The sequence below is a fragment of the Nocardia sp. NPDC005825 genome (genome assembly GCF_040630175.1).
In the GTDB taxonomy this organism is placed as follows: Bacteria; Actinomycetota; Actinomycetes; order Mycobacteriales; family Mycobacteriaceae; genus Nocardia.
Genome location: NZ_JBEXXC010000011.1, coordinates 182,299 through 208,019 on the forward strand (window position 1 = coordinate 182,299; position 25,721 = coordinate 208,019).

25 protein-coding genes and 1 riboswitch are annotated in these 25,721 nt (G+C 68.0%); of the genes, 14 read left to right on the forward strand and 11 right to left on the reverse strand.

From position 1 onward, the window contains the following. The 3 genes from ABZ382_RS27485 (at nucleotide 1) to ABZ382_RS27495 (ending at nucleotide 2,655) form a co-directional block, all read left to right on the forward strand. Nucleotides 1–1,164 (forward strand): acyl-CoA dehydrogenase family protein, encoded by a 1,164-nt coding sequence (locus ABZ382_RS27485; RefSeq protein WP_357094473.1) that lies wholly within the window; start codon nucleotides 1–3, stop codon nucleotides 1,162–1,164. Nucleotides 1,165–1,248: 84 nt separating this feature from the next. Further along, the gene (locus ABZ382_RS27490; protein WP_357094476.1) at nucleotides 1,249–2,037 is read left to right on the forward strand and encodes an enoyl-CoA hydratase family protein; all 789 of its coding nucleotides are present in this window, start codon (nucleotides 1,249–1,251) and stop codon (nucleotides 2,035–2,037) included. A 6-nt stretch (nucleotides 2,038–2,043) separates the two neighbouring features. Then, nucleotides 2,044–2,655, forward strand: a complete 612-nt coding sequence (locus ABZ382_RS27495) for a TetR/AcrR family transcriptional regulator (protein ID WP_357094479.1) — start codon at nucleotides 2,044–2,046, stop codon at nucleotides 2,653–2,655. A 35-nt stretch (nucleotides 2,656–2,690) separates the two neighbouring features. Here ABZ382_RS27495 and ABZ382_RS27500 read toward each other — a convergent pair whose 3' ends face one another. Further along, the gene (locus ABZ382_RS27500; protein ID WP_357094482.1) at nucleotides 2,691–2,978 is read right to left on the reverse strand and encodes a hypothetical protein; all 288 of its coding nucleotides are present in this window, start codon (nucleotides 2,976–2,978) and stop codon (nucleotides 2,691–2,693) included. Between the two features lie 141 nt (nucleotides 2,979–3,119). On the opposite strand from ABZ382_RS27500, the gene ABZ382_RS27505 reads away from it, so the two are divergent. Next, a complete protein-coding gene (locus ABZ382_RS27505; RefSeq protein ID WP_357094484.1) occupies nucleotides 3,120–3,983 on the forward strand; it encodes an alpha/beta hydrolase in 864 nt (287 codons plus the stop codon). Nucleotides 3,984–4,008: 25 nt separating this feature from the next. On the opposite strand, the gene ABZ382_RS27510 is transcribed toward ABZ382_RS27505, so the two are convergent. Further along, nucleotides 4,009–4,701, reverse strand: a complete 693-nt coding sequence (locus tag ABZ382_RS27510; RefSeq protein ID WP_357094486.1) for a hypothetical protein — start codon at nucleotides 4,699–4,701, stop codon at nucleotides 4,009–4,011. Between the two features lie 559 nt (nucleotides 4,702–5,260). Here ABZ382_RS27510 and ABZ382_RS27515 point away from each other — a divergent pair. Beyond that, entirely contained in the window at nucleotides 5,261–6,319 is a 1,059-nt protein-coding gene (locus ABZ382_RS27515; protein WP_357094488.1) for an RNA polymerase sigma factor, read from the forward strand. A gap of 57 nt (nucleotides 6,320–6,376) precedes the next feature. Here the strand turns inward: ABZ382_RS27515 and ABZ382_RS27520 are convergent, their stop codons facing one another. Further along, nucleotides 6,377–6,955, reverse strand: a complete 579-nt coding sequence (locus tag ABZ382_RS27520) for a WHG domain-containing protein (protein ID WP_357094490.1) — start codon at nucleotides 6,953–6,955, stop codon at nucleotides 6,377–6,379. A 142-nt stretch (nucleotides 6,956–7,097) separates the two neighbouring features. On the opposite strand from ABZ382_RS27520, the gene ABZ382_RS27525 reads away from it, so the two are divergent. The 3 genes from ABZ382_RS27525 to ABZ382_RS27535 all read left to right on the forward strand — a co-directional run bounded on the left by ABZ382_RS27525 (nucleotide 7,098) and on the right by ABZ382_RS27535 (nucleotide 9,758). After that, nucleotides 7,098–7,994, forward strand: coding sequence for an alpha/beta fold hydrolase (locus tag ABZ382_RS27525; protein WP_357094492.1), 897 nt, complete (start codon nucleotides 7,098–7,100; stop codon nucleotides 7,992–7,994). Nucleotides 7,995–8,038: 44 nt separating this feature from the next. Next, nucleotides 8,039–8,908, forward strand: coding sequence for a hypothetical protein (locus tag ABZ382_RS27530; protein WP_357094495.1), 870 nt, complete (start codon nucleotides 8,039–8,041; stop codon nucleotides 8,906–8,908). Between the two features lie 97 nt (nucleotides 8,909–9,005). Continuing rightward, the gene (locus ABZ382_RS27535; protein ID WP_357094498.1) at nucleotides 9,006–9,758 is read left to right on the forward strand and encodes a type 1 glutamine amidotransferase domain-containing protein; all 753 of its coding nucleotides are present in this window, start codon (nucleotides 9,006–9,008) and stop codon (nucleotides 9,756–9,758) included. Nucleotides 9,759–10,164: 406 nt separating this feature from the next. On the opposite strand, the gene ABZ382_RS27540 is transcribed toward ABZ382_RS27535, so the two are convergent. The 4 genes from ABZ382_RS27540 to thiD all read right to left on the reverse strand — a co-directional run bounded on the left by ABZ382_RS27540 (nucleotide 10,165) and on the right by thiD (nucleotide 14,847). After that, nucleotides 10,165–10,317, reverse strand: coding sequence for a hypothetical protein (locus tag ABZ382_RS27540; RefSeq protein ID WP_357094500.1), 153 nt, complete (start codon nucleotides 10,315–10,317; stop codon nucleotides 10,165–10,167). Nucleotides 10,318–10,431: 114 nt separating this feature from the next. Next, nucleotides 10,432–12,522, reverse strand: coding sequence for a glycosyltransferase family 39 protein (locus ABZ382_RS27545; protein WP_357094503.1), 2,091 nt, complete (start codon nucleotides 12,520–12,522; stop codon nucleotides 10,432–10,434). A gap of 151 nt (nucleotides 12,523–12,673) precedes the next feature. Then, a complete protein-coding gene (locus ABZ382_RS27550; RefSeq protein ID WP_357094506.1) occupies nucleotides 12,674–13,918 on the reverse strand; it encodes a glycosyltransferase in 1,245 nt (414 codons plus the stop codon). 86 nt (nucleotides 13,919–14,004) lie between these two features. Then, nucleotides 14,005–14,847 (reverse strand): bifunctional hydroxymethylpyrimidine kinase/phosphomethylpyrimidine kinase, encoded by an 843-nt coding sequence (thiD, locus tag ABZ382_RS27555; protein WP_357094509.1) that lies wholly within the window; start codon nucleotides 14,845–14,847, stop codon nucleotides 14,005–14,007. A gap of 190 nt (nucleotides 14,848–15,037) precedes the next feature. Here thiD and ABZ382_RS27560 point away from each other — a divergent pair, with 190 nt between their 5' ends. Continuing rightward, nucleotides 15,038–16,789: an Ig-like domain-containing protein gene (locus ABZ382_RS27560; RefSeq protein ID WP_357094512.1), complete on the forward strand. Its 1,752-nt coding sequence runs from the start codon at nucleotides 15,038–15,040 to the stop codon at nucleotides 16,787–16,789. A gap of 116 nt (nucleotides 16,790–16,905) precedes the next feature. Then, complete coding sequence (locus ABZ382_RS27565; protein ID WP_357094515.1) at nucleotides 16,906–18,054, forward strand: GTP-binding protein; 1,149 nt, start codon at nucleotides 16,906–16,908, stop codon at nucleotides 18,052–18,054. 5 nt (nucleotides 18,055–18,059) lie between these two features. On the opposite strand, the gene ABZ382_RS27570 is transcribed toward ABZ382_RS27565, so the two are convergent. Together ABZ382_RS27570 and ABZ382_RS27575 are read right to left on the reverse strand one after the other, a co-directional pair. Beyond that, nucleotides 18,060–18,683 carry an SDR family oxidoreductase gene (locus ABZ382_RS27570; RefSeq protein WP_357094517.1) on the reverse strand — a complete coding sequence of 208 codons (624 nt, stop codon included), beginning with the start codon at nucleotides 18,681–18,683 and terminating at the stop codon, nucleotides 18,060–18,062. 156 nt (nucleotides 18,684–18,839) lie between these two features. After that, nucleotides 18,840–20,000: an epoxide hydrolase gene (locus tag ABZ382_RS27575; RefSeq protein ID WP_357094520.1), complete on the reverse strand. Its 1,161-nt coding sequence runs from the start codon at nucleotides 19,998–20,000 to the stop codon at nucleotides 18,840–18,842. 86 nt (nucleotides 20,001–20,086) lie between these two features. Between ABZ382_RS27575 and ABZ382_RS27580 the strand changes: the two genes are divergently transcribed. The 4 genes from ABZ382_RS27580 (at nucleotide 20,087) to ABZ382_RS27595 (ending at nucleotide 22,341) form a co-directional block, all read left to right on the forward strand. Next, nucleotides 20,087–20,737, forward strand: coding sequence for a TetR/AcrR family transcriptional regulator (locus tag ABZ382_RS27580; RefSeq protein WP_357094523.1), 651 nt, complete (start codon nucleotides 20,087–20,089; stop codon nucleotides 20,735–20,737). A gap of 87 nt (nucleotides 20,738–20,824) precedes the next feature. Continuing rightward, nucleotides 20,825–21,280 (forward strand): hypothetical protein, encoded by a 456-nt coding sequence (locus tag ABZ382_RS27585; RefSeq protein WP_357094526.1) that lies wholly within the window; start codon nucleotides 20,825–20,827, stop codon nucleotides 21,278–21,280. Between the two features lie 204 nt (nucleotides 21,281–21,484). Beyond that, nucleotides 21,485–21,850 carry a DUF4189 domain-containing protein gene (locus tag ABZ382_RS27590; protein WP_357094529.1) on the forward strand — a complete coding sequence of 122 codons (366 nt, stop codon included), beginning with the start codon at nucleotides 21,485–21,487 and terminating at the stop codon, nucleotides 21,848–21,850. 86 nt (nucleotides 21,851–21,936) lie between these two features. Then, entirely contained in the window at nucleotides 21,937–22,341 is a 405-nt protein-coding gene (locus ABZ382_RS27595) for a VOC family protein (RefSeq protein WP_357094532.1), read from the forward strand. A 57-nt stretch (nucleotides 22,342–22,398) separates the two neighbouring features. Here ABZ382_RS27595 and thiC read toward each other — a convergent pair whose 3' ends face one another. Both thiC and ABZ382_RS27605 read right to left on the reverse strand, forming a co-directional pair. Beyond that, on the reverse strand, nucleotides 22,399–24,057 hold the full coding sequence (thiC, locus tag ABZ382_RS27600; RefSeq protein ID WP_357094535.1) for a phosphomethylpyrimidine synthase ThiC: 1,659 nt from the start codon (nucleotides 24,055–24,057) through the stop codon (nucleotides 22,399–22,401). Then, a riboswitch (TPP riboswitch) is annotated at nucleotides 24,050–24,160 on the reverse strand. It overlaps the preceding gene by 8 nt. Nucleotides 24,161–24,252: 92 nt before the next feature. Then, a complete protein-coding gene (locus ABZ382_RS27605) occupies nucleotides 24,253–25,647 on the reverse strand; it encodes a lipase family protein (protein WP_357094538.1) in 1,395 nt (464 codons plus the stop codon). Nucleotides 25,648–25,721: the final 74 nt, after the last annotated feature.

Here is a 25,721-nt window from a genome sequence, read left to right on the forward strand (position 1 = left end):
ATGGGTTTCATCGAGACCGACGAACAGAAGGCGCTGCGGGAGGCGGTGGCCAAGCTGGCCGCCAAGTACAACTTCCGCGACTACGCCGGGCCCAAGGCCCGCAAGGGTGAGCCGTTCGACGAGCTGTGGGACGAGGCCGGCAAGCTCGGCTTCCTGGGTGTGAACCTGCCCGAGGAGTACGGCGGCGGTGGCGCGGGCATCTACGAACTCGCCCTCGTCCAGGAGGAATTGGCGGCGCAGGGCTGCGGCCTGCTGCTCATGGTGGTCTCGCCCGCCATCTGCGGCACCATCATCACCAAGTACGGCACCGAGGCGCAGAAGCAGGAGTGGCTGACCAAGCTGGCCGACGGTAGCGGCAAGATGGTCTTCGGCATCACCGAGCCGGACGCGGGCTCCAACTCGCACAAGATCACCACCACCGCCCGCCGCGACGGCGAGGACTGGATCCTCAACGGCCGCAAGATCTTCATCTCCGGCGTGGACCAGGCCGAGGCCGTGCTCATTGTGGCCCGCACCGAGAACGCCAAGACCGGCAACCTGCAGCCCGCCCTGTTCATCGTCCCCACCGACACCCCCGGCTTCGTGAAGACGAAGCAGGAGATGGACATCATCGAGCCGGACAACCAGTTCACCCTGTTCCTCGACGACGTCCGGCTCCCGGCGACCGCGCTGGTCGGCCAGGAGGACGCGGCCATCGCGCAGCTGTTCGCGGGCCTGAACCCGGAGCGCATCATGGGCGCGGCCATGGCGGTCGGCATGGGCCGCTACGCCATCGACCGGGCGGTCTCCTACGCCAAGGAGCGCGCGGTGTGGAAGGGCGTGCCGATCGGTGCGCACCAGGGCATCTCGCACCCGCTGGCCCAGGTCAAGATCGAGCTCGAGCTGGCCAAGGTGATGGTGCAGAAGGCGGCGTTCCTCTACGACGCCGGTGACGACTTCGGCGCCGCCGAGGCCGCCAATATGGCGAAATACGCCGCGGCCGAAGCCAGTATCAAGGCGCTCGACCAGTCCATCCAGACCCACGGCGGCTCCGGCCTGACCTCCGATGTGGGCCTGGCGGGCATGCTGGCCGCCGCCCGCATCGCGCGGGTGGCTCCGGTCAGCCGCGAGATGATCCTCAACTTCGTGTCCCAGCACTCGCTCGGTCTGCCGCGGTCGTACTGACCGCGGTGCCGGGTGGCGGTGTGCGCGCGGCCACCGCCACCCGGCTTCCAGTGTTCGAAAGCCACACAGCAGCAGGAGTATTCGATGACCGACCCAGCCGGCGCGGAGGCGCCGTTCGTCCGCTACGAGGTGAGCGACGGATTCGCGGTGCTGACCCTGGACTCCCCGCACAATCGCAATGCCCTGTCCTCGCGGCTGGTCACCGAACTGCTCGCGGGCCTGGAGCGGGCGGCCGCCGATGACGCGGTGCGCGGTGTCGTGCTCACCCACACCGGCAACACCTTCTGCGCGGGCGCGGATCTCAAGGAAGCCATGGACGCCGACCCGGCGGCCGCCGCCGAGATCCGCACCCGCTGGATGATCTCGGTGCTGCGCGACATCCTGGCCATGCCGAAACCGGTGCTGGCGCAGGTGAACGGCAATGTCCGCGCCGGCGGCATGGGCATCATCGCCGCCTGCGACCTGGTCGTCGCGGGCCGCGACAGCAGCTTCGGCCTCACCGAGGTCCGGATCGGCCTGGCCCCGTTCATGATCTCCCTGACCCTGCTGCCCCGCATGTCCCCGCGCGCCGCCGCCCGCTACTTCTCCACCGGCGAGACCTTCGACGCCGCCGAGGCCGAACGCAACGGGCTCATCACCGTGGCCGCCGACGACCCCGCCGCCGAGGTGGCCCGCCTGCGCGCCGAACTCCGCAAGGGCTCGCCGCAGGGTTTGGCCGAGGCCAAGCGTCTGGTCAATACCGACCTGCTCGAGGTCTTCGACCTGCGGGCCGAGGAACTGGCCAAACGCTCCGCAAGCTACTTCGGCACCCCCGAGGTGATCGAGGGCATGACGGCCTTCCTGCAGCGCCGCCCACCGAGCTGGGCACAATAGGTCACCATGGCGACACCTCACGAACCCAAGCAGGACCGCAGCCGGGCCACCCGGCAGCGGCTGCTGGAGGCGACCATCGACTGCCTGTCCCAGATGGGCTGGGCGGCCGCCACGGTCGCCGTCGTCGCCGAACGAGCCGGGGTGTCCCGAGGCGCCGCCCAACACCACTTCCCCACCCGTGAAGACCTGATCACCGCCGCCCTCGAGTACATGTTCGAGACCCGCATGGCCCAGGCGAAGGCGGACGCGCTCGCGGTGGCCGAGGTCGCCGAGGGCGTCGCCCGCACCGAAGCAGTCGTAGCGGGCCTGGTCGAGTCCTACACGGCCCCGATCTTCAAAGCGGCGCTCCAGGTGTGGACGCACGCCGCCGCGGACCCGGTCCTGCGCGAACGAATCGTCCCCATGGAAGCCCGCTTCGGACGCATCTCCCACCGCATGGCGATCGAAGCCCTCGGTGTGGACGACGCCGACCCGGTCACCCACCACCTGGTCCAGGCCACCCTCGACCTCGCCCGCGGCCTCGGCCTGGCCGACGTCCTCACCGACGACTCCCTGCGCCGCAAGGAAATCGTCCAGCAGTGGGCCGCCACCCTCCACACCGCCCTCCGCGCCCGCTGACCCTCACCCCGGCCGGCGGGCGCGGAAGCCGAGGGTCAGCCCGCGATCAGGTAGCTGTGGATCGGTTCGAACGAGATGCGGGGCTCGGTGGTGATGCCCGCCTTCTGCAGGGCCGGGGCGAGTTGTTCGTTGGCGAAGCGCTGGAAATCCTCGGCCGAGCTCCAGACGTCGGTCACCCGGAGTCCCCGGTCGGTGGTGGTCGCCCAGTGGAAGAGTCCGCCCGTAGCCATGGGGCCGCCGGGCGCGAATCCCAAGATCTCGAGTATTGCGTCGTACTCCTCGACCGTGGTGTCGTCGAGTTCGACGATGACGGCGACGGCCATGATGATCTCCTTTCGCGGTAGCGGCCCGACGCGGGTGCAGGGCCCTGGGTCGAGAGTAGATCCGGCCTCCGGACACACCGATGACTTTCCGGGCGATTCGTCGTCTGTACAGCGGGGTGAACCGACAGACAGGAGTTCGGCATGACGGGACCGATTCGTATGGGCGTGACCTCGGTGCGGGCGAACGGTGTGGACCTCGGCATCGAGAGCTTCGGCCGGGCCGACGATCCGCTCGTCGTCCTGGTCGGCAGCCCGACGATGCTGTCCTGGCCGGACGAGTTGTGCGGGCGGCTCGCGGCGGGCGGACGGCACGTGGTCCGCTACGACCTGCGCGACTCCGGTGCCTCGACGACCATCGACCCCGAAAAGCCGGGCTACGACCTGCGGGATCTCGTCGCCGACGCGGCCGCGCTGGTCGGGGCGCTCGGCGCCCGGACCGCTCATCTCGCCGGGATCGGCGTAGGCGGCATGGTCGCTCAGGTCGCCGCGCTGGACCACCCGGACGTCTTCACCGCGCTCACCCTCGCCAACACCCGCCCGGTCGCCCCGGGCCCGGTCGACGACGACCTGCCCGACCACGACCCCGCGGTCATGGGCGCGCTGTTCTCCAGCCCCCAGCCGGACTGGACCGACCGCGACGCAGTCGCGGCATTCGCCGCCGCGGGAGCCGAGCTGATGAGCAACGACCCGGAGGACGCACGGGCGACCGCGACCCGAATCTGGGACCGCACCCCATCGGCCGATCCCGCGGTCCACCAGGCCAACCAACTCGGAATGGCCTTCGCCCGCATCGATTGCACCCCACGCTGGCGCTCCCGGCTCGCCGAGCTCACCATCCCCACACTCGTGGTGCACGGCCGCGCCAACCCGTTCTTCCCGGTCGGCAACGGCGAGGCCCTCGCCGCCGAAATCCCTGGGGCACAACTACTCGTCCTCGATGGCGTGGGTACCGCCCTGCCCGACAACGCATCCGACCGGATCGCCGTCGCGATGCTCGCGCTCTAACCGCCCGATCGGGCCCATCCGGGCTTTAGCGGCTGCTACCGGTACCGCTGAGCAGCAGGGGGATTCGGGCTGCCATGTCGACCGGGAGGTAGGTGGTGGCGCTGGTGGTCCAGGCCTGCCCGGATTGGGTGTCGTACTGATTGGGCATGGCGATCCCGGCGGGGGCATAGGCGTGAAGGCCGTTGTTGCGGGTGGTGTACGTAGCGCGCCACAGGTGGTCCTTGAAGGCGATAACGCCTGCCACATCGGTGGATTGGGTGGTGGCACGGAGCCCGGAGACCTTCTTGGCCACGCCGTCGGTGGACAGGTAGGTCAATGTGCCGTCCGGATTGCGGTCCGCCTCGATCGGAATGACGTCCGTCATCCCGTATTTGGCGCGGAGCACGTCGGCGATGACGGTTTGGGCGTAGACCGGAATGGCCCTGGTGCCCCGGGCAGCGATGACCGCGTCGGCGAGGGCTTCGTTCACCGGGCCAGGCTCACCCTCGGTGCGAGCGGGATCAGCGCCCGCGGGGATGCGATTGCCGAAGCTGTAGGCGATCAGGTACGTGAACTGGTCGGCGGACGCAGTGGGAACGGGCCACAGGTCACTGGACCCGGAGGCCGAACCACTGGCGGAGCCGGACGCGGAGGAGCCGGTGTCGGCCAGGGCGATGGGTGCTTGGGCCATGAGGCCGACGGCGAGAGCAGCGACCAGGGCAACACGTGAAGACCTCATGTCCGCGGAACCTAACAGCACCCATTCGACCCGCAGCCATTTCACCTTCGCTCGCCCACTCATCGGGACGCGCGGCTCTGAGACTGTGGATAAGGGCGCGCAGGATTGAGGCTCTGTGCCAGAGGGGTTCTCCACCCGTTCCGACGGGTCACCGTATCGCCTCGCCGCGGGCCAAGACGCTCTGCTGCTGAATGCAGCTGATCAAGCGTGCGGTCGGGCTGTACAAGCTGTGTTGTGGGGCAACCGGAGTTGGCTCGAGCAGTCTCTGCCGAGCAGGGCAGAAATTTCCGAAGGCCGGTGTAAAGAGTTCGCTCGCGGCGCGCCACTTAGTAGGTGTACAGCCGTGACACCGAGAGCTCGGCGGCAGATCCTGGAAGGAAGTGCCTCGAGATGATGGAACTCGTGATGGTCATCGCAGTGATCACCTGCGCCCGCAGCGTGTCTCAACTGACGGATGCTCTTGCGCGCCGACTGGAGGCACCTCCACTGAGCCCGACATCTGGCCGCCGGTCGCGGAGACCGCGCGGGACAGCGCGCGGTTAGCAGGCAGGGCCGGAGAATGAGCGAGGAGGCCGATCTCTGTGGCGATGTCCCGCCGATGATGGAGTTCGGGGAGTTCTATACCAGATACCGGGGGCGGGTGCTGCGCTTCGTGCGAAAGATCGCGCACACCAACGACCTTGCCGAGTCGCGCCTCGACGCCGAAGGCGTCGTTCAGGAGGCATTCGAGCAGGCGTGGCGAACCTGGGACAAGATCGAGCACCCTGAGCGGTGGATTTTCCGGGTCGCTGCCCGGATAGTGCAAAAGCTGGCCCGTGCCGAGTGGGCCGAGCAGCAGCGGCTCCGACAGAGATGTCCCCTGCGGCTCAACTTCTCGGTTGCCGACACCGACCCTGTCCACACCTCGGTGGTAGCGAAACAGGCGATGAACCGGATCCTGACCTTGCCGACCAACCAGCGCATCGCCACCTATCTGCACCATGTCGAGGGATGGAAGGGCAGCGAGATCGCCGCACTGCTCGAGATCTCACCCGGTACGGTCGCCTCGCACATCCACCGTGGAACGGCACGTACTAAAGACGCCCTCCTCGACGAGCGCTACCCCGTGCGTAGAGCCTGGGCTGACAGCGACGACCTTCGCGACTCTGGGCGGGATCTGTTCTCGTGGGAGATCGATCGACCACTTCCTGTCTGGGTTCGGTCTATTCCGGTGGCGATTCTGGTGGGGCTGGTACTGGCGGTCGTGTATGGACCGACACTGCTGGCCTGGATCGCCGGTCTGATCCTCGGCACGGTGATACTAGGTCCGGTATTGCTGGTCGCTGGGTTGCGCGGACAGCAACCCGGTTCGTGGGGCGGCCTGCGCGACCGGCCCTCTCACGAGCTTGGTAACGGCGCCCTCGGAAGGCTCCCGGGCGTATACGGCTTCTCCTTATCCGGACGAGAGGCCGGCACGCTGACCGCGTTGGTCAGCGCGATCACCGGCATGACAGGGCGTTCGTGGATGACCGTTTCTGTTGGAAGGACAGACTCATCCGTTCCGCGACGGAAACTGGGCATCGATTGCCGACCAAACGGCAATCATGATCGGGCATCAGATCCCCAACGCGCTCGATGAAGCCGATGCCAGTTGCGGGACCACGTGTGAGGTACACGGTGTCGGGTGTGGCATGCGTTAGTTGGAGCGCCTGGGGATGCCGGTCTCGATGATGGTGGTCGCGGCAAGGACCAGCGATTGCGGGGTGACGGTATCCGGTCGCATGGCATCGGTGCGCAACGCGACCGACAGCATGCCGTTGAGCATTCCCCAGAGGGCGGTGGCGGCGGATTCGGGGTGCAGGTGGGCGGTGAATTCGCCGGTGTCGATCCCTTCGCGCAACAGGTCGGTCAATCGCTGGTGCTGTTCGGTGGCCAAGGCGGCGATTTTCTCGACGGACTCGGGGTCCTCGGGTGGGTTCGCGAAAATCTTGAATGCTTGCGGCCGGTCGAACGCCAGCCTGATGTAGGTCTCACCGACCCGGCGGAGCCGCTCGGACACTGACCCGTCACCGTCGTAGGCGGTCTGCATGAATTCCCGAGTTTGTTCCAGCGCTCGTTCGGCCACCGCCAGCAGCAGCGCCTGCTGGCCGCCGACGCGGTTGTAGACCGTCTGCAGCGAGACATCGGCCCTTTGGGCGACCACTTCCGCGGTCACGGCTCGAGCTCCGCCCTCGAATAGCAAGGTTTCGGCGACGTCGACCAGCCGGGTGCGCATCTCGGTGACGCGGCGCTGCATCCGCGTAGACGTTCCAGAGGTCTCGGACCTTGACTGCAGAGCCATGCGTTGACTATAGCCCACTCCAATATTAGAGTCGACTCGAATATTAGAGTTAAATCCATTTCTGGAGGTTCCGGCCATGTCCACACGCACCACCATCCAGTTCTCCTCTCACGGCGAACGCTGCACCGGGTGGCTGTACCTGCCCGACACCTCGACTCTGCCGCCGGTGATCGTGATGGGGCACGGACTGGGCAGCGTGCGCACCATGCGCCTCGATGCCTACGCCGAACGGTTTGCCGCCGCCGGATATGCCTGCCTGCTGTTCGACTACCGCCACTTCGGCGACAGCGATGGTGAACCTCGCCAACTGCTCGACATCACCAAACAACTCCAGGACTTCGCCGCCGCGCTGGCCTACGCCCGCACCCTTCCGTCCGTCGACAGCAACCGAATCATCGTGTGGGGCACGTCATTTGGTGGCGGCCACGCCATCGCTACCGCCGCTGAGGACGGCCACGTCAGCGCGGTGATCGCCCAGTGTCCGTTCACCAGCGGTCAGGCCTCTGCTCAGGTGATACCGGCTTGGACCTCGCTCCGCCTGACCACTCTGGCCGTCATCGACCAAATCCGCGGCACCCTGGGCGCTGCGCCGCTGCTGGTGCCCACTGCCGGAGCCCCCGGGACAGTCGCAATGATGACCGCCCCGGACGCCGAAGCGGGTTACCTGAACCTGGTACCCGCCGATGGTGCCGGCGGCTTCGAGAACAAAGTGGCCGCCCGGATCGCGCTCAACCTGGTGCGCTATTCCCCGGGCCGCCGCGCCGCCGACATCACCGCCCCGATCCTGTTCGCGGTCTGCGACACCGACTCCGTCGCTCCCGCCGGACCGACCCTCAAATACGCGCGCACGGCCCCCACCGGCGAGATCAAGCTTTACCCCGAGGGTCACTTCGATATCTACGTCGGCGAACCGTTCGAGCGCGTCATCGCCGACCAACTCGACTTCCTGGCCCGCACGGTCCCCGCCAACTGAACGCCCCCAACCGCACCCGCCCTCACCGTGAGGAGACCGCAATCATGGCAGCCGCCAGCCTACTGACCAGGCTGTTGTTTCCCGCCTGCGCGCCCGACCCGCATCGCCCCACGCCCCTTCAGATCGACGGCGTCACCGTATATTTCCGCCTCCAACTCCAACCGCACCGCACCAGTGCCGACGTACGTCGAGCTCTCGCCCCGCTCCTGGCCCCCGAATCGACGTCTCTCGCCGCACTGGAGGCTACGCAGGTCTACCTGTACAGCGACGCCACCCACCGCGGTCTGGAACTGGCACCGTTCATCCTCGGACGCACCCACACCGCGCTGACCCTGCTCAGCAAGGCCGCCGGAAAACCGGTACCGCCGAAATTCACCACCCACGTCGCACCGGCGCCAGCAGCAATGCTCGAGATTCAATTCGACGCACCACTGACCAGCCCGCAAGACGAAGCGCTCGACAAGATCAAAGCCGCAATCGCGCCGCTGGCGAACCACCTCAGCAGCGTCGAATGCGACCGCCGCTACATCGTTGTGGACAGCCGCGCCAGCGGCCCCCGAGCAGCGTTCCTGACCGTCCTGACCCGAGTGCCGTGGAACCGCACCCTCGATCAAGCCCAGCACTACTGGATCAACGAACACGCCGCGCTCGTGCACGACAACCTCTCCCGCACCAACATGGTTGGCTACATCCAAGTGCACACCACTGCCGACCCGCGCAGCACCTATGACAACCACTTCGCCGGCGTCGCCACCATCGAATTCGACACCATCAACGACTATCGGCGCCAAGGCCTACGGCCAGCGTCCATGGGTTTCAACAACACCCTGGCCCTCGATGAAATCAATCTCACTGTCGACTCCGAGATCTATCTCTGTCACCGCGCCGCCCTACTGACCGCAGCCACCGACTAGACAAAATCCACCCAAACCACGAGCCATCACCAACCACCAGCAATTTCGATGGGCCAATGCGCGATGGCCAACGGTGTTTCCTACCAGGAGGACTCCCATGCGGGTGCTGATGCCCTTGCCTGACACCGATTTCGATGTCACCGAAGTCGCCGTGCCGTGGCGCCTGATCACCGACGCCGGGCATCAGGTTGTGTTCGCCACCGAGCACGCCGGGGTAGTGCCACAAGCTGATCCGCGCCTGCTGAGCGGCGTGCTGTTCGGACAACTCGGCGCTGAGCCCGAAGCAAAGAAGTTCTATCGCGAACTGACGGACTCGCCCGAGTTTCACGCCACACGCTCGTGGCCGGAGCTGGACGTGACGCAGTTCGACGGGGTGATCCTTCCAGGCGGCCACGCACCAGGCATGCGGCAATACCTCGGCTCAGAGTCGTTGCAGCGCCAAGTCGCGCAATTCTGGAGCCTGAACAGGCCAGTTGGTGCAATCTGCCACGGTGTCCTCGTCCTCGCCCGCGCCCAGGACCCGATGACCAACACCAGCGTCCTGGCAACCCGCAACACCACCTGCCTGCCCAAGTACATGGAACGCAGCGCGTATTTCGCGACCGCTTGGCGACTGGGCCGCTACTACCGCACCTATCCCGCCTACGTAGAGGACGAAGTCCGAGCGGCGCTCACCAACCCGCGAGCGCAGTTCCACCGAGGTCCGCGCGAACTCTCCCGTCGTGGAACTGCCACCGATCACACCCACGCATTCACGGTCACCGATGGCAACTACCTCTCCGCCCGCTGGCCTGGCGATGCGTACTTGTTTGCCGATCGCTACCTGGAACTACTCACCGCGAGTCACTGATAGGCACCGGCACGCACGGACGTCGCTCGAACAGCTCACTGCGACTGACGGCAGGGAAGGCGACCGACCACGGCATACGGGACAGGCCGCCCGCAATGTCCAGTGCCACACGCTCCCAAAGAAACCCCGCGATTTCGGCCTGCCGCAAAAGCCTGGACCGGACCACTTTCGACGTGAACCCCGTGTGGTTCTCACAAGAGGTCAAGGCTCTGCACCATGCTCAATTCGGCATTCTGGTGCGTTTGCTCGCTTTGAGACGCACCCACGACTGGAAGCTCCATTGAGCCGCAGGCCCACTGAAGGGCACTCCAGCCATCGCTGAATCCGACTTCGAACACTGACACTTGGCGTATCGGCCTGACGTTTCGGCGGAGTTGCGGATTCGATGGCAACGGTGCGGACGGGGTCAGAAGCCGAAGATCTCTGCCAGGGTGATGGATTCGTCGTCCCAGCGGGATTCGATGGCCGAGCGGTCGGGGTCGGGGAGGAGGGGGTCCCATCCGGCCTTGCGCCAGAAGGCTTCTCGGTGCTCATCGGGGAGGGGGTGCGGGGTGCTCATGCGGGGTCCCTGAATCGTGACTGGCGTCACATAATTCTATCCAGCGGAGCTGAGCGCCTGGACCGGATCGGTCCAGGCGCTCAGTCCTTTTCGCGGCGGGGGCAAGCCCGCCGGTCAGTTGGTTTTGGGGGCGGTGAGGTCGTAGAGGGTGATGCCGTCGACTTCCTCGGCGGTGAAGTGGTCCTTGACCCAGGCGGTGATCTGGGAGCTGGTGCCGTTGCCGCCGCGTTCGCCGCCCATCTGGCTGCCCGCGATGAAGTAGTGGATGCGGCCTACCTGGACGTACTCCTGGAACTGGGCGAGGGTGGGGGAGGGGTCGCTGCCGTTGAAGCCGCCGATGGGCATGACCGGGAGTTCGGTCGCCAACTGGAAGCCGGCCGCCGAGTTGGAGCTGACGGTGGCCGCCACCCAGGTGTAGTCGGAGCCGTCGGCCTTCAAGAGGGCGGTGACCTTGGCGCTCGGGCGGCTCGCCATCATCATGTTGCCCGCCGCGCCGCCGAATCCCTCAGGCCCGCCGGGGGTTCCGCCCGGGCCGCTGTTCGTGGAACCGCCGTGGTTCATGCCCGCGCCGTGCTGGCTGCCGCCGGGCTGGCCGCCGTTACCGCCGTTGCGCTGGCCGCCGTTCCCGCCGTTGCCGGGCGCGAATCCGTTCCCTTCGCCGAAGGCGTTGCCGGGGAGCCCGTTGGGACGGTCGCCGCCGCGCGGTCCGCCCGGACCCCAGCCGCCGCGGACCGCCGGACCGGCCGAGGGCATCGGTCCCTGGTGTGCGGTGGCGATCCCGTCCACGGCGTACGCGGTGGGAGCCGCCAGGCCCAGGATCACCGCGGCCGCCGCGACGGACAGACCGGCCTTGCGGGGCAGTCGGAGGAGCAGCAGCAGGGTGACGGCGATGCCGCCGACCAGGACCGTCCAGCGCAGCCACGGCACGAAGGAGATGCTGCGGGACAGGATGATCCACGCGGTGGCGGTGGTTAGGGCCATGGCCGCGACCAGGGCCAGCCGCACCCGGAGTTGGTCGCGGTGCCGCCAGGCGAGCACCGAGCCCGCGCCGATCACCGCGGCCACGCCGGGGGCCAGCGCCACCGTGTAGTACGGGTGGAAGATGCCCTTCATGAAGCTGAACACCAGTCCGGTGCCGACCAGCCAGCCGCCGAACAGGATGAGTGTGGCGCGCTGCGGGTCGGTGCAGGTCAGCTTGCCGCGCAGGACGATTCCCGCCACCAGCAGGACGAGTGCCGCCGGGATGAGCCAGGCGATCTGACCCGCCTGCTGCGGCTCGAACAGTCGCCCGATGCCGGGCGTGCCCCACATGCCGCCCCCGCCGCTCGGCATGTCACCGCCGAAACCGCCGACGCTGCCCCGCTCCTCACCGTTCAACCGGCCCAGGCCGTTGTAGCCGAGGGTCAGTTCGATGATCGAATTGTGCTGCGAGCCGCCGAAGTACGGCCGGTCCGCGGCGGGCCACAGCTCGGCGAGCAGCACCCACCAGCCCGCACCGGCCACCATGGCGGCGCCCGCCGCGAACAGCTGCGCGATCCGCTTGCCCAGCGCGGGCGGCCCGGCGATCAGGTAGGTCAGCGCCAGCGCGGGCACCACCAGCAGCACCTGCAATTGCTTGGCCAGGAAGCCCAATCCGATGAACGCGCCGGTGAGCGCCAGCCAGCGCCACCGCCCGTCGGCGACCGCCCGGGTCATGGCCCAGGCCGCCGCGAGCATGAGGAACACCAGCATGGCGTCGGGGTTGTTGAACCGGAACATGACGGCCACGATGGGAGTCAGCGCGAGCACCAGCCCCGCCAGCAGTCCGGCGGTCGCCCCGAAGTTCCGGCGCACGATCGCCCACAACAACGCCACCGACGCCACACCCAGCAGCGCCTGCGGCAGCAGCATGCTCCAGCTGTGCAGCCCGAAGATCCGCACCGAGATCTCCATGGGCCACAGCGACAGCGGCGTCTTGTCCACGGTGATCGAATTGGCCGCGTCGGAGGAGCCGAAGAAGAACGCCTTCCACGACACCGAACCCGCCTGCACCGCGGCCGAGTAGAAGGAGTTGGCCCAGCCGTTGGCGGACAGGTTCCACAGGTAGGCGACAGCCGTGCCGACCAGGAGGACGGCCAGGGTCAGGTACTCCCGGCGGTCGCCGCGCGCGGCGGGCGGCTCGGCCGAGGGCGGGGCGACCCGGGCCTCGGTCAGTGTCGCGGTCATCGGTCGCCTCCTCGGCTGATTCGATCCTGTGGATCGTCGGGGATGGTCCAGAAGGGCAGTTCGCCGTGTTCGGGGCGATGACGGTGCGGGAAGTCGACAGCGGTGAGCCGGAAGCCGTCCGGAAGTCCTTGCCGCGCAGGGGAGAACGAGGTCAACGCGTCACCTCGGGCGTGGTGTGCTTCCCGGCATTGCGGAACACCCAGCGCAGTCCGACGAACCGCAGCAGCGTGGCGACCAGGTTGGCCACGACCAGCACCACCAGTTCCAGGTGGACGGCCGCGTCGGGAGCCCAGTGGTGCAGAGCGAACAGCGAGCCGGAGGTCAACGCCAGCCCGACACCGAAGATGGCCAGGCCCTGGAAGTGATGCGACACAGCCTGATTGGACCCGCGCACCCCGAACGTGAAGGCCCGGTTGGCGGCGGTATTGCCGACCGCGGTGATCAGCAGCGCCAGGAAGTTGGCGGCCTGCGCCCCCGTAATCCCTTGCAGCAGTACATAGAGCAGCAGATACGCCAGCGTCGAGGTGACACCCACGATGCCGAACCGCACCAACTGCCCGACCATGCCCAGCGGCACGCCCTCGACCAGCGGTTCACGCCCGATGGCCGCCCGCAGTTCGTTGATCGGCAGCCGCCCGGTGGTGAGCGCGCGCCCGACCCGCCAGATGCCGAGCAGGTCCTTGCGGGCGGTGTCGACGATGTCGACCCGCGAGTCGGGGTCGTCGATCCAGTCCACCGGCACCTCGTGGATGCGCAGCCCGATCTTCTCGGCCAGCACCAGCAGTTCGGTGTCGAAGAACCACTCGCCGTCCTCCACCAGCGGCAGCACCAGCTTGGCCACCTGGGAGCGCATGGCCTTGAACCCGCACTGCGCGTCGGAGAACTTGGCCTGCAGCGAGGTCCGCAGGATGAGGTTGTAGCAGCGGGAGATGATCTCGCGCTTGGGTCCGCGCACCACCCGGGACTGGGAGGCCAGCCGGGTGCCGATGGCCACGTCGGAGTGTCCGGACACCAGCGGCGCGACCAGCGGCAGCAGCGCGTTCAGGTCGGTGGAGAGGTCCACGTCCATGTAGGCGACGACCTGCGCGTCGGACGCCTGCCACACCTCGCGCAGCGCCCGGCCGCGGCCCTTGCGGTCCAGGTGCACCACGCGCACCCCGTCCAGCTGGGCGGCCAGCTGCCGCGCCACGGTGAGGGTGGAGTCGGTGGAGGCGTTGTCGGCGATGGTGATTCGCGCCGTGAACGGGAAGTTCAGGGTCAGGAAGGCGTGCAGCCGGCGCACGCAGGGGCCGAGGTCGACCTCTTCGTTGTAGACGGGAACGACCACGTCCACGACGGGCGCGGTCACTGCTGCAGTGGGTTCCGCCGCCCGGACGGCGGTCACGGTGTCGTTCATGGTGACCAACCTCGATCACCAGACTCACATCAGCCTGCGCCCTGCCTGGGAGGTTCCTGGGAGCGGGATTCCGCCAACCGGCGAGCTCAGACGTGCAGCCGCCACAGCGGCGACACCGGACCGTGCCCCGCGCCCAGGTCGTAGGAGGCTTCCAGGCAGCGGAAGGTCCACTCCTTGGCGAAGGCGACCGCGTCGGGCACCGAGTACCCGTGGGCGAGCGCGCAGCAGATGGCCGCGGCCAGGGTGTCGCCGCCGCCGTGGTCGTTGCCGGTGGCGAGGCGCCGGGCCGGGAGTTCGTGGTAGGTGTCGCCGTCGAAGAGCAGGTCGGTGGACTGCTCGGAGGTACGCAGGTGCCCGCCCTTGACGATCGCCCACTGCGGGCCGAGTGCGATCAGCGCCTCGGCGGCCTTGCGCGCGGACCGGTCGTCGACCACCTCGATGCCGGTGATGAGCCGGACCTCGTCCAGGTTCGGGGTGACCACGGTGGCCAGCGGAATCAGCGTGTGCCGCACCGCGTCCAGCGCCTCGGCGTGCAGCAGCGCGTCGCCGTGCATGGAGGCCGCGACCGGATCCACCACCAGCGGGATGCTGCCCTGCCGCCCGATGCCGACCTCGCGGCACACCTCGGCGACCGCCTCGATGATGGCGGTGGAGGCCAGCATGCCGGTCTTGGCCGCGCCGATCCCGATGTCGCCGACCACGGTTCGCACCTGGTCGGCGACGATCTGCGGCGGGATCTCGTGGAACCCGCTGACACCCAGGGTGTTCTGCACGGTCACCGCGGCGACGGCCACGCACGCGTGCACGCCGCACAGGGCCATGGTGCGGGAGTCGGCCTGGATGCCCGCGCCGCCGCCGGAGTCGGTGCCCGCGATGGTGAGGGCGCGAACCGGGGTGGTGCCATTCGGGGCAAGCGGTAGGAACTGCACGTCACAGACCCTACCGATACCCGCGCGGACCCCGATTTCCCGTCCTCCGCGGCCAGTTCCGGGCCGTCCGAAAATTCCTTCCGAATGAAATGATCAAAACTAAAACACGTTCTAGTCAGACCATGCATACTGGCGGCGTTTAGTTCGGATTGTCCGGTTCCGTCGATGTGACCGGGCGTAAGGAGTCCCTGTGAACCATTCGTCCAAGCGGCTCGCCGTCGTGCCCGTCACCGGCGCGGCCATGCTCGCCGGGGTGCTGCTCACCCCGGGTACAGCGAGCGCCGGTGACACCAGCTTCACCAGCTCGTGCCAGGCGAAGTCGATCATCACGGTCGACAAGTCCGTCGCCGCCACCATGAGCGTCACCGCGCCCGCCTCGGTCGCGGCGGGGGAAACCTTCACCTATCGCATCCAGCCCAACGCGTCCTCGTACCCGGACAAGGACTCCGGCGCGACCACCACCAACCTGTCGCGCATCAAGTACGACTACGCGATTCCCGACAACGCGACCTTCGTCAGCGCGGCGATCGTGCCGGGCACCGCCGTCAATATCGACAATGTGGCCCCGAACGTGCTGCGCGTCAACGATTCCGGCGCCGTCGACAATGCCGGCGGCATCCTGCGGCTGTCGGGCAATAACGAGGTCGTCGGCAACAGCCCGACCAGCAGCACCAATTCCGAGGGCGGCATCCGCGCGCCGAAGCTGAAGAAGAACCTCGACGGCACCGCCAACGGGGCGGGCGAATCCTGGTACCGGCTGCCCGCCGTCGACGTCACCGTCACCGCCGTCGCGGCCGGTGTGATCACCCCGAAGGTGCGGACCGCGGGTAGCGCCGCCAGCTACGGCAACGACCAGAACTTCAGCACCTCGCTGGCCAAGGCCTCGCTGCTGGGCACCCAGTGGGCCCCGACCCGCTGCATTCCCAGCGACGACAAGAGCACCCTCAACGCGGGCGCGGGCCCGCTGGCCACCATCACCGTGACCGGCGCGGTCAACAGCGACACCACGACCACGCTGACCGCGCCCGCGACCGCGACCACCGGCCAGGCCGTCACGCTCAGCGCCACCGTGGCCCCGGCCGCCGCGACCGGCACCGTCCAGTTCAAGGACGGCGACGCCAATCTCGGTGCGGCCGTGCCGCTGAACAACGGCACCGCGACGCTCTCGCAGAGCTTCACCACCGCCGGCGCGCACTCCATCACCGCCGTCTACAGCGGTGACTCGAAGAACCACCCGTCGACCTCGGCGGCCTCGGTCGTCACCGTCACGGCCGCGATCGTCGACACCACGACCACCATGAACGTCCCGAGCACCGCGACCACCGGTCAGGCCGTGGATCTGTGGGCGACGGTGAACGGTCCGGGCAATGTCCCCGCGGCGGGCGGCACCGTGCAGTTCAAGGACGGTGGCGCCGACATCGGCGGCCCGATCGCTCTCGCCTCCGGCGGCGCGAAGCTGACCTACACCTTCAATGCCGCGGGCGCGCACGCGATTTCGGCGGTGTACTCCGGCGCCGAAGGCTTCAACCCGTCGACCGGCGCCGCCACCACCGTGACGGTCAGCGATCCGGCTCCCGTCGAGCTGAACACCACGACCACCCTGACGGTTCCGGCCTCGGCCACCAAGGGTGACGCGGTGGCCTTCACCGCCGAGGTCAAGACCGAGGCCGGCGCGGCCGTCACCTCGGGCACCGTCCGATTCATGGACGGCGGCACGCCGATCGGTGACGCGGTGACCGTGGTCAACGGCAAGGCGACCCTGCAGTACACGCTCGGCCAGACCGGCAATCGGGTGATCACCGCGGTCTACACCGGCGGCACCGGGTACAAGGGCTCGACCTCCGCGCCCTCGACCCTGAATGTCAAGGACGCCACCACGCCCGGCGGCGGTGGCGGTTCCTTCGGTCTGCCCGGTCTGCCGACGGGCTCTCTGGGCAAGTGATCGAACGCTGATCTGATCGAACGCCGAACGCCCGGCCGGACTTGTTCCGGCCGGGCGTTTCGCATTTCCCGGACTCCTATCGTCTGCTGCAAATGAAAACCGTTACCATTAACGCCATGATTTCGAATCCGCAGACCCAGCCCCTGCCCGTGACCGTGCTGTCCGGCTTCCTCGGCGCGGGCAAGACGACCCTGCTCAACCACATCCTGGCCAATCGGGAGGGTCGCCGGGTGGCGGTCATCGTCAACGACATGAGTGAGGTGAACATCGACGCGGCCCTGGTCGCGGGCCAGGGGCACCTGGACCGGACCGAGGAGAAACTGGTCGAACTCACCAACGGCTGCATCTGCTGCACGCTGCGCGAGGACCTCATCGAATCGGTGGGCACGCTCGCCCGCGAAGGGCGTTTCGATCAGCTGGTCATCGAATCCACCGGCATCTCCGAGCCCATGCCGGTGGCCGCCACCTTCGAGTGGGAGTTCGAGGACGGCTTCCGGCTCGGCGAGCTCGCCCGGCTGGACACCATGGTGACCGTCGTGGACTGCTCCACCTTCCTCGCCGAAGTCGTCAAGGGGCAGGCGCTGGCGGAACGGAATCTGGAGGCGGGGGAGGGGGATGCGCGCACCATCGCCGACCTGCTCATCGAACAGGTGGAATTCGCGAATGTGCTGGTGCTCAACAAGACCGACCTGGTGAGCGCGAACGCGGTGGGCACGGTGGAGGCGACCGTGCGGCGACTGAACCCGGGCGCGCGCATCGTGCGGTCCGCGCGCGGCGTGGTCGATCTCGCCGAGGTGCTCGACACCGGGCGCTACAACCCGGATCTGGCGGCCCAATTCGACGGCTGGACCGAGGAATTGGCGGGCGGGCACACCCCCGAGACCGAGGAGTACGGCATCGGCAGCCTCACCTTCACCGCCGATCGCCCCTTCCATCCGCAGCGTCTGGACGCGGCCCTCTCCCAGCTGGAACGGTTGCTGCGCAGCAAGGGCTTCTTCTGGCTGGCCAGCCGTCCGGACCTGGCGGCCATCTGGTCGCAGGCCGGTCCGAACCTGACCTTCGAGCCGGGTGCGCACTGGGACGCGCTGGATCTGGCTCCGGGACAGGAGATCGTCTTCATCGGGGTGAAGCTCGACCGGCCGCATGTGCGGGACCTGCTGACGGCCGCGCTGCTCACCGACGCCGAGTGGGAGGCCGGGCCGCAGGCGTGGCTGCGGTACCCGGATCCCTTCCCGTCCTGGGGTGACATGCACGAGCACGCCTGACCTGATCAGTGCGAAATGCCCGGCGTGCGACGCACATACACGGTGTCGGTGAGCTGTTCGACCAGGAACCCGGCCACGTCGGCGCGCGAGATCTTCAGCTTCAGACCGGATTCCGTGCCCGGGAAGCCGCGGCGGTAGTCGCCGGTGGCCGGGCCGTCGGTGAAGGCGCTGGGCCGCACGATGGTCCAGTCCAGATCGCTGGCCAGCACGTACTCCTCCTGCCGCACGTGGTCGGCGAAGGCCGGGCGCAGCAGCATGCCGAACATGATGTACTTCCAGACGAAGTTCAGGTTCCCCGCGCTGTCGCCGACGCCGAGCGAGGACTGGCAGATCAGCCGCTTCACCCCGGTCCGGTTCATGGCCTCGATGACGTGGCGGGTGCCCTCGGCGCGCACCACACCCTTGCGGCCCGCGCCGAGCGCCACGATCACCGCGTCCTGTCCGATCACAGCGCGCTCGACCGCGGCCGGGTCCAGGACGTCGCCGGTGACGACCCGCAGCCGCTCGTGGGTGACGGTCAGTTTGGCCGGATCGCGGACCAGGACGGTGACCTGGTGCCCGGCCGCGAGGGCCTGGGTGACCGCGTGGCGGCCGACGGTTCCGGTGGCTCCGAAAAGGGCGATGTTCATGTCTCTCACCTCGGGTTATTCGTTGTTGCGAAGGTGAAATAAGTACATCAACGGAAGCAGTCGGGGAACATCGCCGCGCGTCTCGCGAACATGCGCGGGGGTCCAGACATGCGACGGGCCCGCAACCCCGGGGGGTGCGGGCCCGTCGGCGACGAATCAGCGCAAACCGGCGAAGAATCCGCGGATGTCGGCGACCAGCACGTCGGTCGCCTCGTGCGCGGCGTAGTGCCCGGCGGCGTCGTTGGCGCTCGTCGAGGTGGACGAATTCACGTCGTACGCATGCCAGCTCACGATGTTCTTGTGATCCCGCTCGGCGAAGCGGCGGATCGACTGGAAGTCACCCTTGAACATGGCCAGCCCGGTCGGCACCGTGGTCGGGCCCTGCGGCTGCTCGGCGTGGGCGTCCTCGTAGTAGAAGCGCAGCGACGACCCGGCCGTGCCGGTCAGCCAGTAGATGGCCGTGTTGCCGATGACGAAGTCGTTGTCCAGGCCCTCGCTGAACAGCTGCGCGTTCCAACCCAGCAGGCCCACCGGCGAATCCGCGAGCGCGAACGCGATGGTCTGGGGCTGCTGGCTGTGCAGGGTGTTGAAGGCCATCTTGTTCTCGTAGAACCACTGCAGGTGCGCCAGCGCCGCCATGTCCTCCTCGGACAGGCCGGCCATCTCGGCCGGATCGCCGGACGGGAACGAGAACAGCTGTGTCACATGGACTCCGACCACCTGATCGGGAGCGATGCGGCCGATCTCGGGGGAGACCATCGAGCCGCCGTCATTGCCGATCGCGCCGAATCGCTCGTACCCGAGCCGGTTCATCAGCTCCACCCAGGCGCCGGCGGTGCGGTAGCGGCTCCAGCCGGTGGACCGGGTCGGGCCGGAGAAGCCGAAGCCCGGCAGCGAGGGGATGACCACGTGGAAGGCGGGCGCCTCGGCGTCCTCGGGCTCGGTGAGCGGCGCGATCACGTCCAGGTACTCCAGGACCGAGCCGGGCCAGCCGTGGGTGAGGATGACCGGGGTGGCGTCCGCCCGCGAGGACCGCACGTGCAGGAAGTGGATGTCCTCGCCCTCGATCTCGGTGGTGAACTGCGGGTAGGCGTTGAGCTTCGCCTCCAGCGCCCGCCAGTCGAACTCCTCCAGCCAGTACTTCGCCAGCCCGCGCACCCGGTCGTTGGTGACGCCGTAGGCGTCCGCGACGCCGGGGAGCTCGTTCGGCCACAGGGTCTTGCGCAGGCGGTCGGCCAGATCGTCCAGCTGGGCCTGGGGGACGTCGATGCGGAACGGGCGGATCGCGGTGGTGGCGGTGGTGGGCTGGGCGTTCATCATTCTCTCCTTTTTGGAACGGAATGCTTCGTTCTGTTTAAACCATAACGGAACGGATCGTTCCGTTCAAGTGGTATTCTCGATTCATGTCGAAAACAGCCGAAACCACAGCTCAGCGGGCCCTGCCCGGGCGCAAGGCGCAGGCCGCGCGCAATGACGAACTCATCCTGGCCGCGGCCCGCGACGTGTTCCTCGCCGAACCCAAGGCCCCGATCTCGGCGGTCGCCGAGCGCGCGGGCGTCGGCATCAGCGCGCTGTACCGCCGCTATCCGAGCAAGGAGGACCTGCTGCGCACCCTCTGCTACAGCGGGTTGCGTCGCTACAACGCGGAAGCCGAAGCGGCCCTGGAGAATCCCGACGGCTGGGCGGCGCTGGTGGAGTTCCTGCGCAATGTCGTCGACGCCGACGTCCACTCGCTGGCGGTGCACCTGGCCGGCACCTTCACCGCCGACGACTCGATCCTGCCCGATGTGATGCGCAGCGCCGAGCTCAATGACGAACTCCTGCGCCGCGCACAGGAATCCGGCACCTTGCGCCCGGAGGTCACCGTCGCCGATCTGGGCCTGATCCTCGAGGCCTGCGCCGCCGTCACGCTGCCGGATCCGGAGCGCACCGCCCAGCTGCGCCGCCGTGTGCTGGCTCTGCTCGTCGACGGCCTCACCGCCACCGGCGACCTGCCCGGCCCGCCGCCCGCCCCAGGCGAATTCGCGCACCGCTGGCAGCGTCGTGAGCAGTGACCGGTAGCGCCGTGACCTGTGAACGGTAGCGTTGGCCGGGTTCTCGCCGACATTCGTTTGTCCCCGTAATCAATTCGAGGAGTCGCGATGCGCTGGATCCGTCCCCTGTTCGCCCTGCCGCTCGCCGCGGCCGCGCTGTTCGCGGCCACCGGCACCGCCGCCGCCGACCCGGTCACCACCTTCACCCCCGCCTACACCGCCGGGTCGGGCGCCTTCCCCTGCTTCGGCCAGATCCAGGCGTTCCACGATCCCCAGAACACCTACTACGGCAAGCAGACCGTCTGGGTGCGTGCCGAATTCACGTTCCTGCCCATCCCGAACCCGGGTTGCGGCGCGACGGCGACCCTGAGCTGGCGCAATCTGGATACCGGTGCGAGCGGCAGCTTCCCGCCGGTTCCGCTGGGCGACGGCACGCCGTTCGGGCCGAGCAACGCGCTGTGGGTGCCGGAGACGCTGCCGACCGGTCCCGGACGGGTCGAGGTCACCATCGACACCGATCTCCCCCACATCGCGGGCAAGGGCACCTTCTACTCGCCGGAGTGACGCCCTCGGGCGATACCCTGGGTGCATAGGCCGGGCCGCGATCGAAATCGATTGCGGCACTGGCGGAAAGCGCGTGGGGAGAGCGATGACAGCGCCGGGGGTTCCGGTCAGGAATTCCGGTCCCGCCGTGCTGACCTGCGGGGATATCCCTCCTGGCGGGGGCATGCACTGGACCGTGTGCCCGCCCGGTTCCATCGTCGAACCATGTACAAGCTCGTCACCACCCTGGCCATGACCGGCGTCGCCCTGCTCGCCTCGGTCGCTCCCGCCAACGCCTACACCTACAACCACGGCGCGATCTCCATCGGCAACAACGGAACCTACGCCGCCATCGCGGTGGACTACCCGACCTGGCAGGAGGCCGCGACCGCCGCCGACAACCGCTGCGGCTACACCGACTGCGGCTGGGTCATCACCTTCATGAACCAGTGCGCGGCCGCGGCCGTCTCGTCGTCCGGCCACTGGGGCTGGGCGCGGGAATCCTCGCTCGGCTACGCCGACCGGGTCGCCCTGGACTGGGCGGGGGCCGGAGCCTCCGTGATCGTGCACGGTTGCACGTCCGGCGCCTGAACCGGATCGCGGGGGTAGCGTTCACGATGATTTCCGTGCTGTCGCTCCGACTACTGGGAGAAACACTCGATTCGGAAGGATCCGCCGTGAATTGGACACTCGAAGTGGTGATCGTCCCGGTGTCGGACGTGGACCGTGCCAAGGACTTCTACGCCGGCAAGCTGGGGTTCCACGTCGACCACGACACCCAGCCCGCGCCGGGGATCCGGATCTGCCAGCTGACGCCGCCGGGGTCGGGGTGCTCGATCATGATCGGCGAGGGCGCCGTCCCGAAGATGGAGCCCGGGTATCTCAAAGGGCTGCAGCTGGTCGTGTCCGACCTGAAACAGGCGCACGCCGAACTGGTCGAGCGGGGGGTCGAGGTGAGTGACATCCAGGTGCTGCCGGGGCCGACCACCGAGGGAGATCCGTTGAACAACAACGGGTTCGTCTTCTTCGACGACCCCGACGGCAACAGCTGGGCCGTTCAGCAGATCTCGAATCGCGCCTGAGCCGGATCGGGGCGGGCGGCCCGAAAGCCACCCGCCCCGACTCGGATTCGATCGTGACTACACGACCGGCAGGTACACCTTGTTCCCCGCATCGGCGAATTCGGCCGACTTCTCGGCCATTCCGGCCTCGATGGCGTTCACGTCGGTGAGGCCGTGCTTCTCGGCGTAGTCGCGCACGTCCTGCGAGATGCGCATCGAGCAGAACTTCGGACCGCACATGGAGCAGAAGTGGGCGGTCTTGGCGGGCTCGGCCGGCATGGTCTCGTCGTGGTACTCCCGCGCGGTGTCGGGGTCCAGCGAGAGGTTGAACTGGTCGGTCCAGCGGAACTCGAAGCGCGCCTTGGACAGCGCGTTGTCGCGGTCCTGGGCCCGCGGATGCTGCTTGGCCAGGTCGGCGGAGTGGGCGGCGATCTTGTAGGTGATCACGCCGACCTTCACGTCGTCGCGGTTCGGCAGACCCAGGTGCTCCTTCGGCGTCACGTAGCACAGCATCGCGGTACCGGCCTGGGCGATGATGGCCGCGCCGATGGCCGAGGTGATGTGGTCGTAGGCGGGCGCGATATCGGTGGCCAGCGGGCCGAGGGTGTAGAACGGAGCCTCCTCGCAGAGCTCCTCCTCCAGCCGCACGTTCTCCACGATCTTGTGCATCGGCACGTGGCCGGGGCCCTCGATCATCACCTGCACGCCATAGGATTTCGCGATCTTGGTGAGTTCGCCCAGGGTGCGCAGCTCCGCGAACTGGGCCTCGTCATTGGCGTCCGCGATGGAACCCGGCCGCAGACCGTCACCCAGGGAGAAGGTGATGTCGTACTTCGCCAGGATCTCGCAGAGCTCGCGGAAGTTGGTGTACAGGAACGATTCCTGGTGATGCGCCAGACACCACGCGGCCATGATCGACCCGCCGCGGGACACGATGCCGGTGACGCGCTTGGCGGCCAGCGGCACGTAGCGCAGCAGCACGCCCGCGTGCACCGTCATGTAGTCGACGCCCTGCTCGGCCTGCTCGATCACGGTGTCGCGGTAGATCTCCCAGGTCAGCTTGGTGGGATCGCCGTTCACCTTCTCCAGCGCCTGGTAGATCGGCACGGTGCCGATCGGGACCGGGGAGTTGCGCAGGATCCACTCGCGGGTCTCGTGAATGTTCTTGCCGGTGGACAGGTCCATGATGGTGTCGGCGCCCCAGCGACTGGCCCACACCATCTTCTCGACCTCCTCGGCGATGGAGGAGCTCACGGCCGAGTTGCCGATGTTCGCGTTGATCTTCACCGTGAACTTCTTGCCGATGATCATCGGCTCGGACTCGGGGTGCTTGTGGTTGGCGGGGATCACCGCGCGACCGGCGGCCACCTCGTCGCGCACCAGTTCGGGCGAAACGCCTTCGCGGGCGGCGATGTAGTGCATCTCGCTGGTGATGACGCCCTGGCGCGCCCAGTTCAGCTGGGTCGGCGGGCCGTCGACCTGCGGCTTGGCCCACTCGTCGCGCAGCTTGGGCAGACCCGCCTCGAGATCGATGGTGGCGGTGTCGTCGGTGTACGGACCGGAGGTGTCGTACACGTCGAAGTGCTCGCCATTGGTCAGGTTGATGCGCCGCACCGGAACCCGCAGCGTGGCGCCGTCGACCTCGACCTGTTCGTAGTGCTTGACGCTGCCCTCGATGGGGCCGGTGGTCACGGTGTCGACCGGGGCGGCCGAGCTGGAGACACGACTCGATGACATGGCAGATCCTCCCTACGCCGGCATTACCCGGTCAGGTTCATACGGTCGACGGCCCGCTAGCCGTCCTCTCAGCCCGCTGGTGCGAGCCCCCGTTGGCAAACTTTTTCCGAGCCGACCATACCCGGCCCCGGGGTACGGCAACCCCGGGACCGTGGAATATACGATCCGGTCTGCTCCGGGCGGGTATCCCGCCGCTCAGTTCTCGCGCGGCCCGATCGGCCAGCCCAGCGCGCCGAAGAGGGCGTTCAACTGGATCTCGGTTTGGGTCGCGAGCGCGTCCGGACTGCCGAGCATGGTGACCACGTCCTCGGTGCGGCAGCCCACCGGATCGGGTGCCGCCGGGGCCAGGCGCGACTTCACCCAGTTGAAGGCGTCCGCCATGCCGAGCGTGGTCAGGGTCAGGTGCTCGCTGAGGTGGTCGCGCTTGTAGTAGACCGGCGAACCGCCGTCACACCAGCGCCGCACCATGCGGTCGTTCGTGAACCACGGCACGGCTTCGTCGTACACGCCCTGATAGACCATGGTCGGCGCGGTCGGCGGGGTGCTGCCCAGCACGGTCGCGTCGAAGACCTCGCGGATCTCCGGCAGGGCCAGGTAGTCCGCGATCGGGATGGTCAGCAGGCGCTGGTAGTCGGTGAACATGAGGGTCAGGGCATTGCGCACCAGGCACTGGCTCGCGGTGCGGTCCATGAGCGCGCGGCCCTCGGGGGTCAGGTATTTCTCGGTGGTCTCCGCGAACCGCGGGTACGCGTTGCGCAGCGACGCGATGCCCACGCCGATGAGGGCGGCGAACATGGAACCGTTGACGTGCAACAGGGATTCGACATCCGAGACCGGCGCGCCCAGTGCGATGCCCTTGATGTTCAGCTCCGGCGCGTACCCCGGCTGCATCTCCGCGGCCCAGCCGCTGCCCATGCCGCCGCCGGAGTAACCCCACAGTGCCACCGGGGTATTCGCGCCGTCCAGGCCCAGCGGCGCGAAGCTCTCGGCGGCGCGGACGCTGTCCAGAATCAGGTAGCCGGGCTCCTTCGCCACCGCGAGATGCCCGTCCACTCCCTCGTAGTCGGGGATATTGATCGCATAGCCCTGGCTGATGGAGGCCGCGAGTTCCAGGTACTCCGTGGTGGAGTGGATGCCCTCCAACGCGGGTAGTCCGCCACCCTCTTGCAGTACATAAGACGGCGCACAGGCCGGTGAGGTGCTGTCGTAGAAGAACTGGTGCGAGACCAGCGGCCGACCGTGGGAGGTGTTCGCCCCCTCGGGAACCGCAACGGTGGTAGCCGCCACGGCCGGCTGCCCGAACAGGTCGGTGGTGCGGTACAGCAGCTGCCACGACCGCACCTGCACGGGCAGCACGGTGAGTACCGCGAGTCGCACCTCGCGCGTGCGCAGCACGGTGCCCGGCGCGGTCGATTCGAATCCGTCCGGCGCTCCGTAGAACGGATCCTGGTTGACCGGAAGTGGTTGCGCTGCAGCGATTCCCGAGTTCGCGCCGCCCAGTAGTACGGCCGCGCTGGCCGTCAGCGCCGTCGCGAGCGCGGCCGCGAGCAGCCGCCCCCCTCGCGGTCGGCGGTCCCCATCGATTGCCACGTCCCTGTTCCCTTCCTCGACGTGACAGCGATTACAGCACGGCCTCGGGTTACCAACAAGATGTCTTTCTGAAA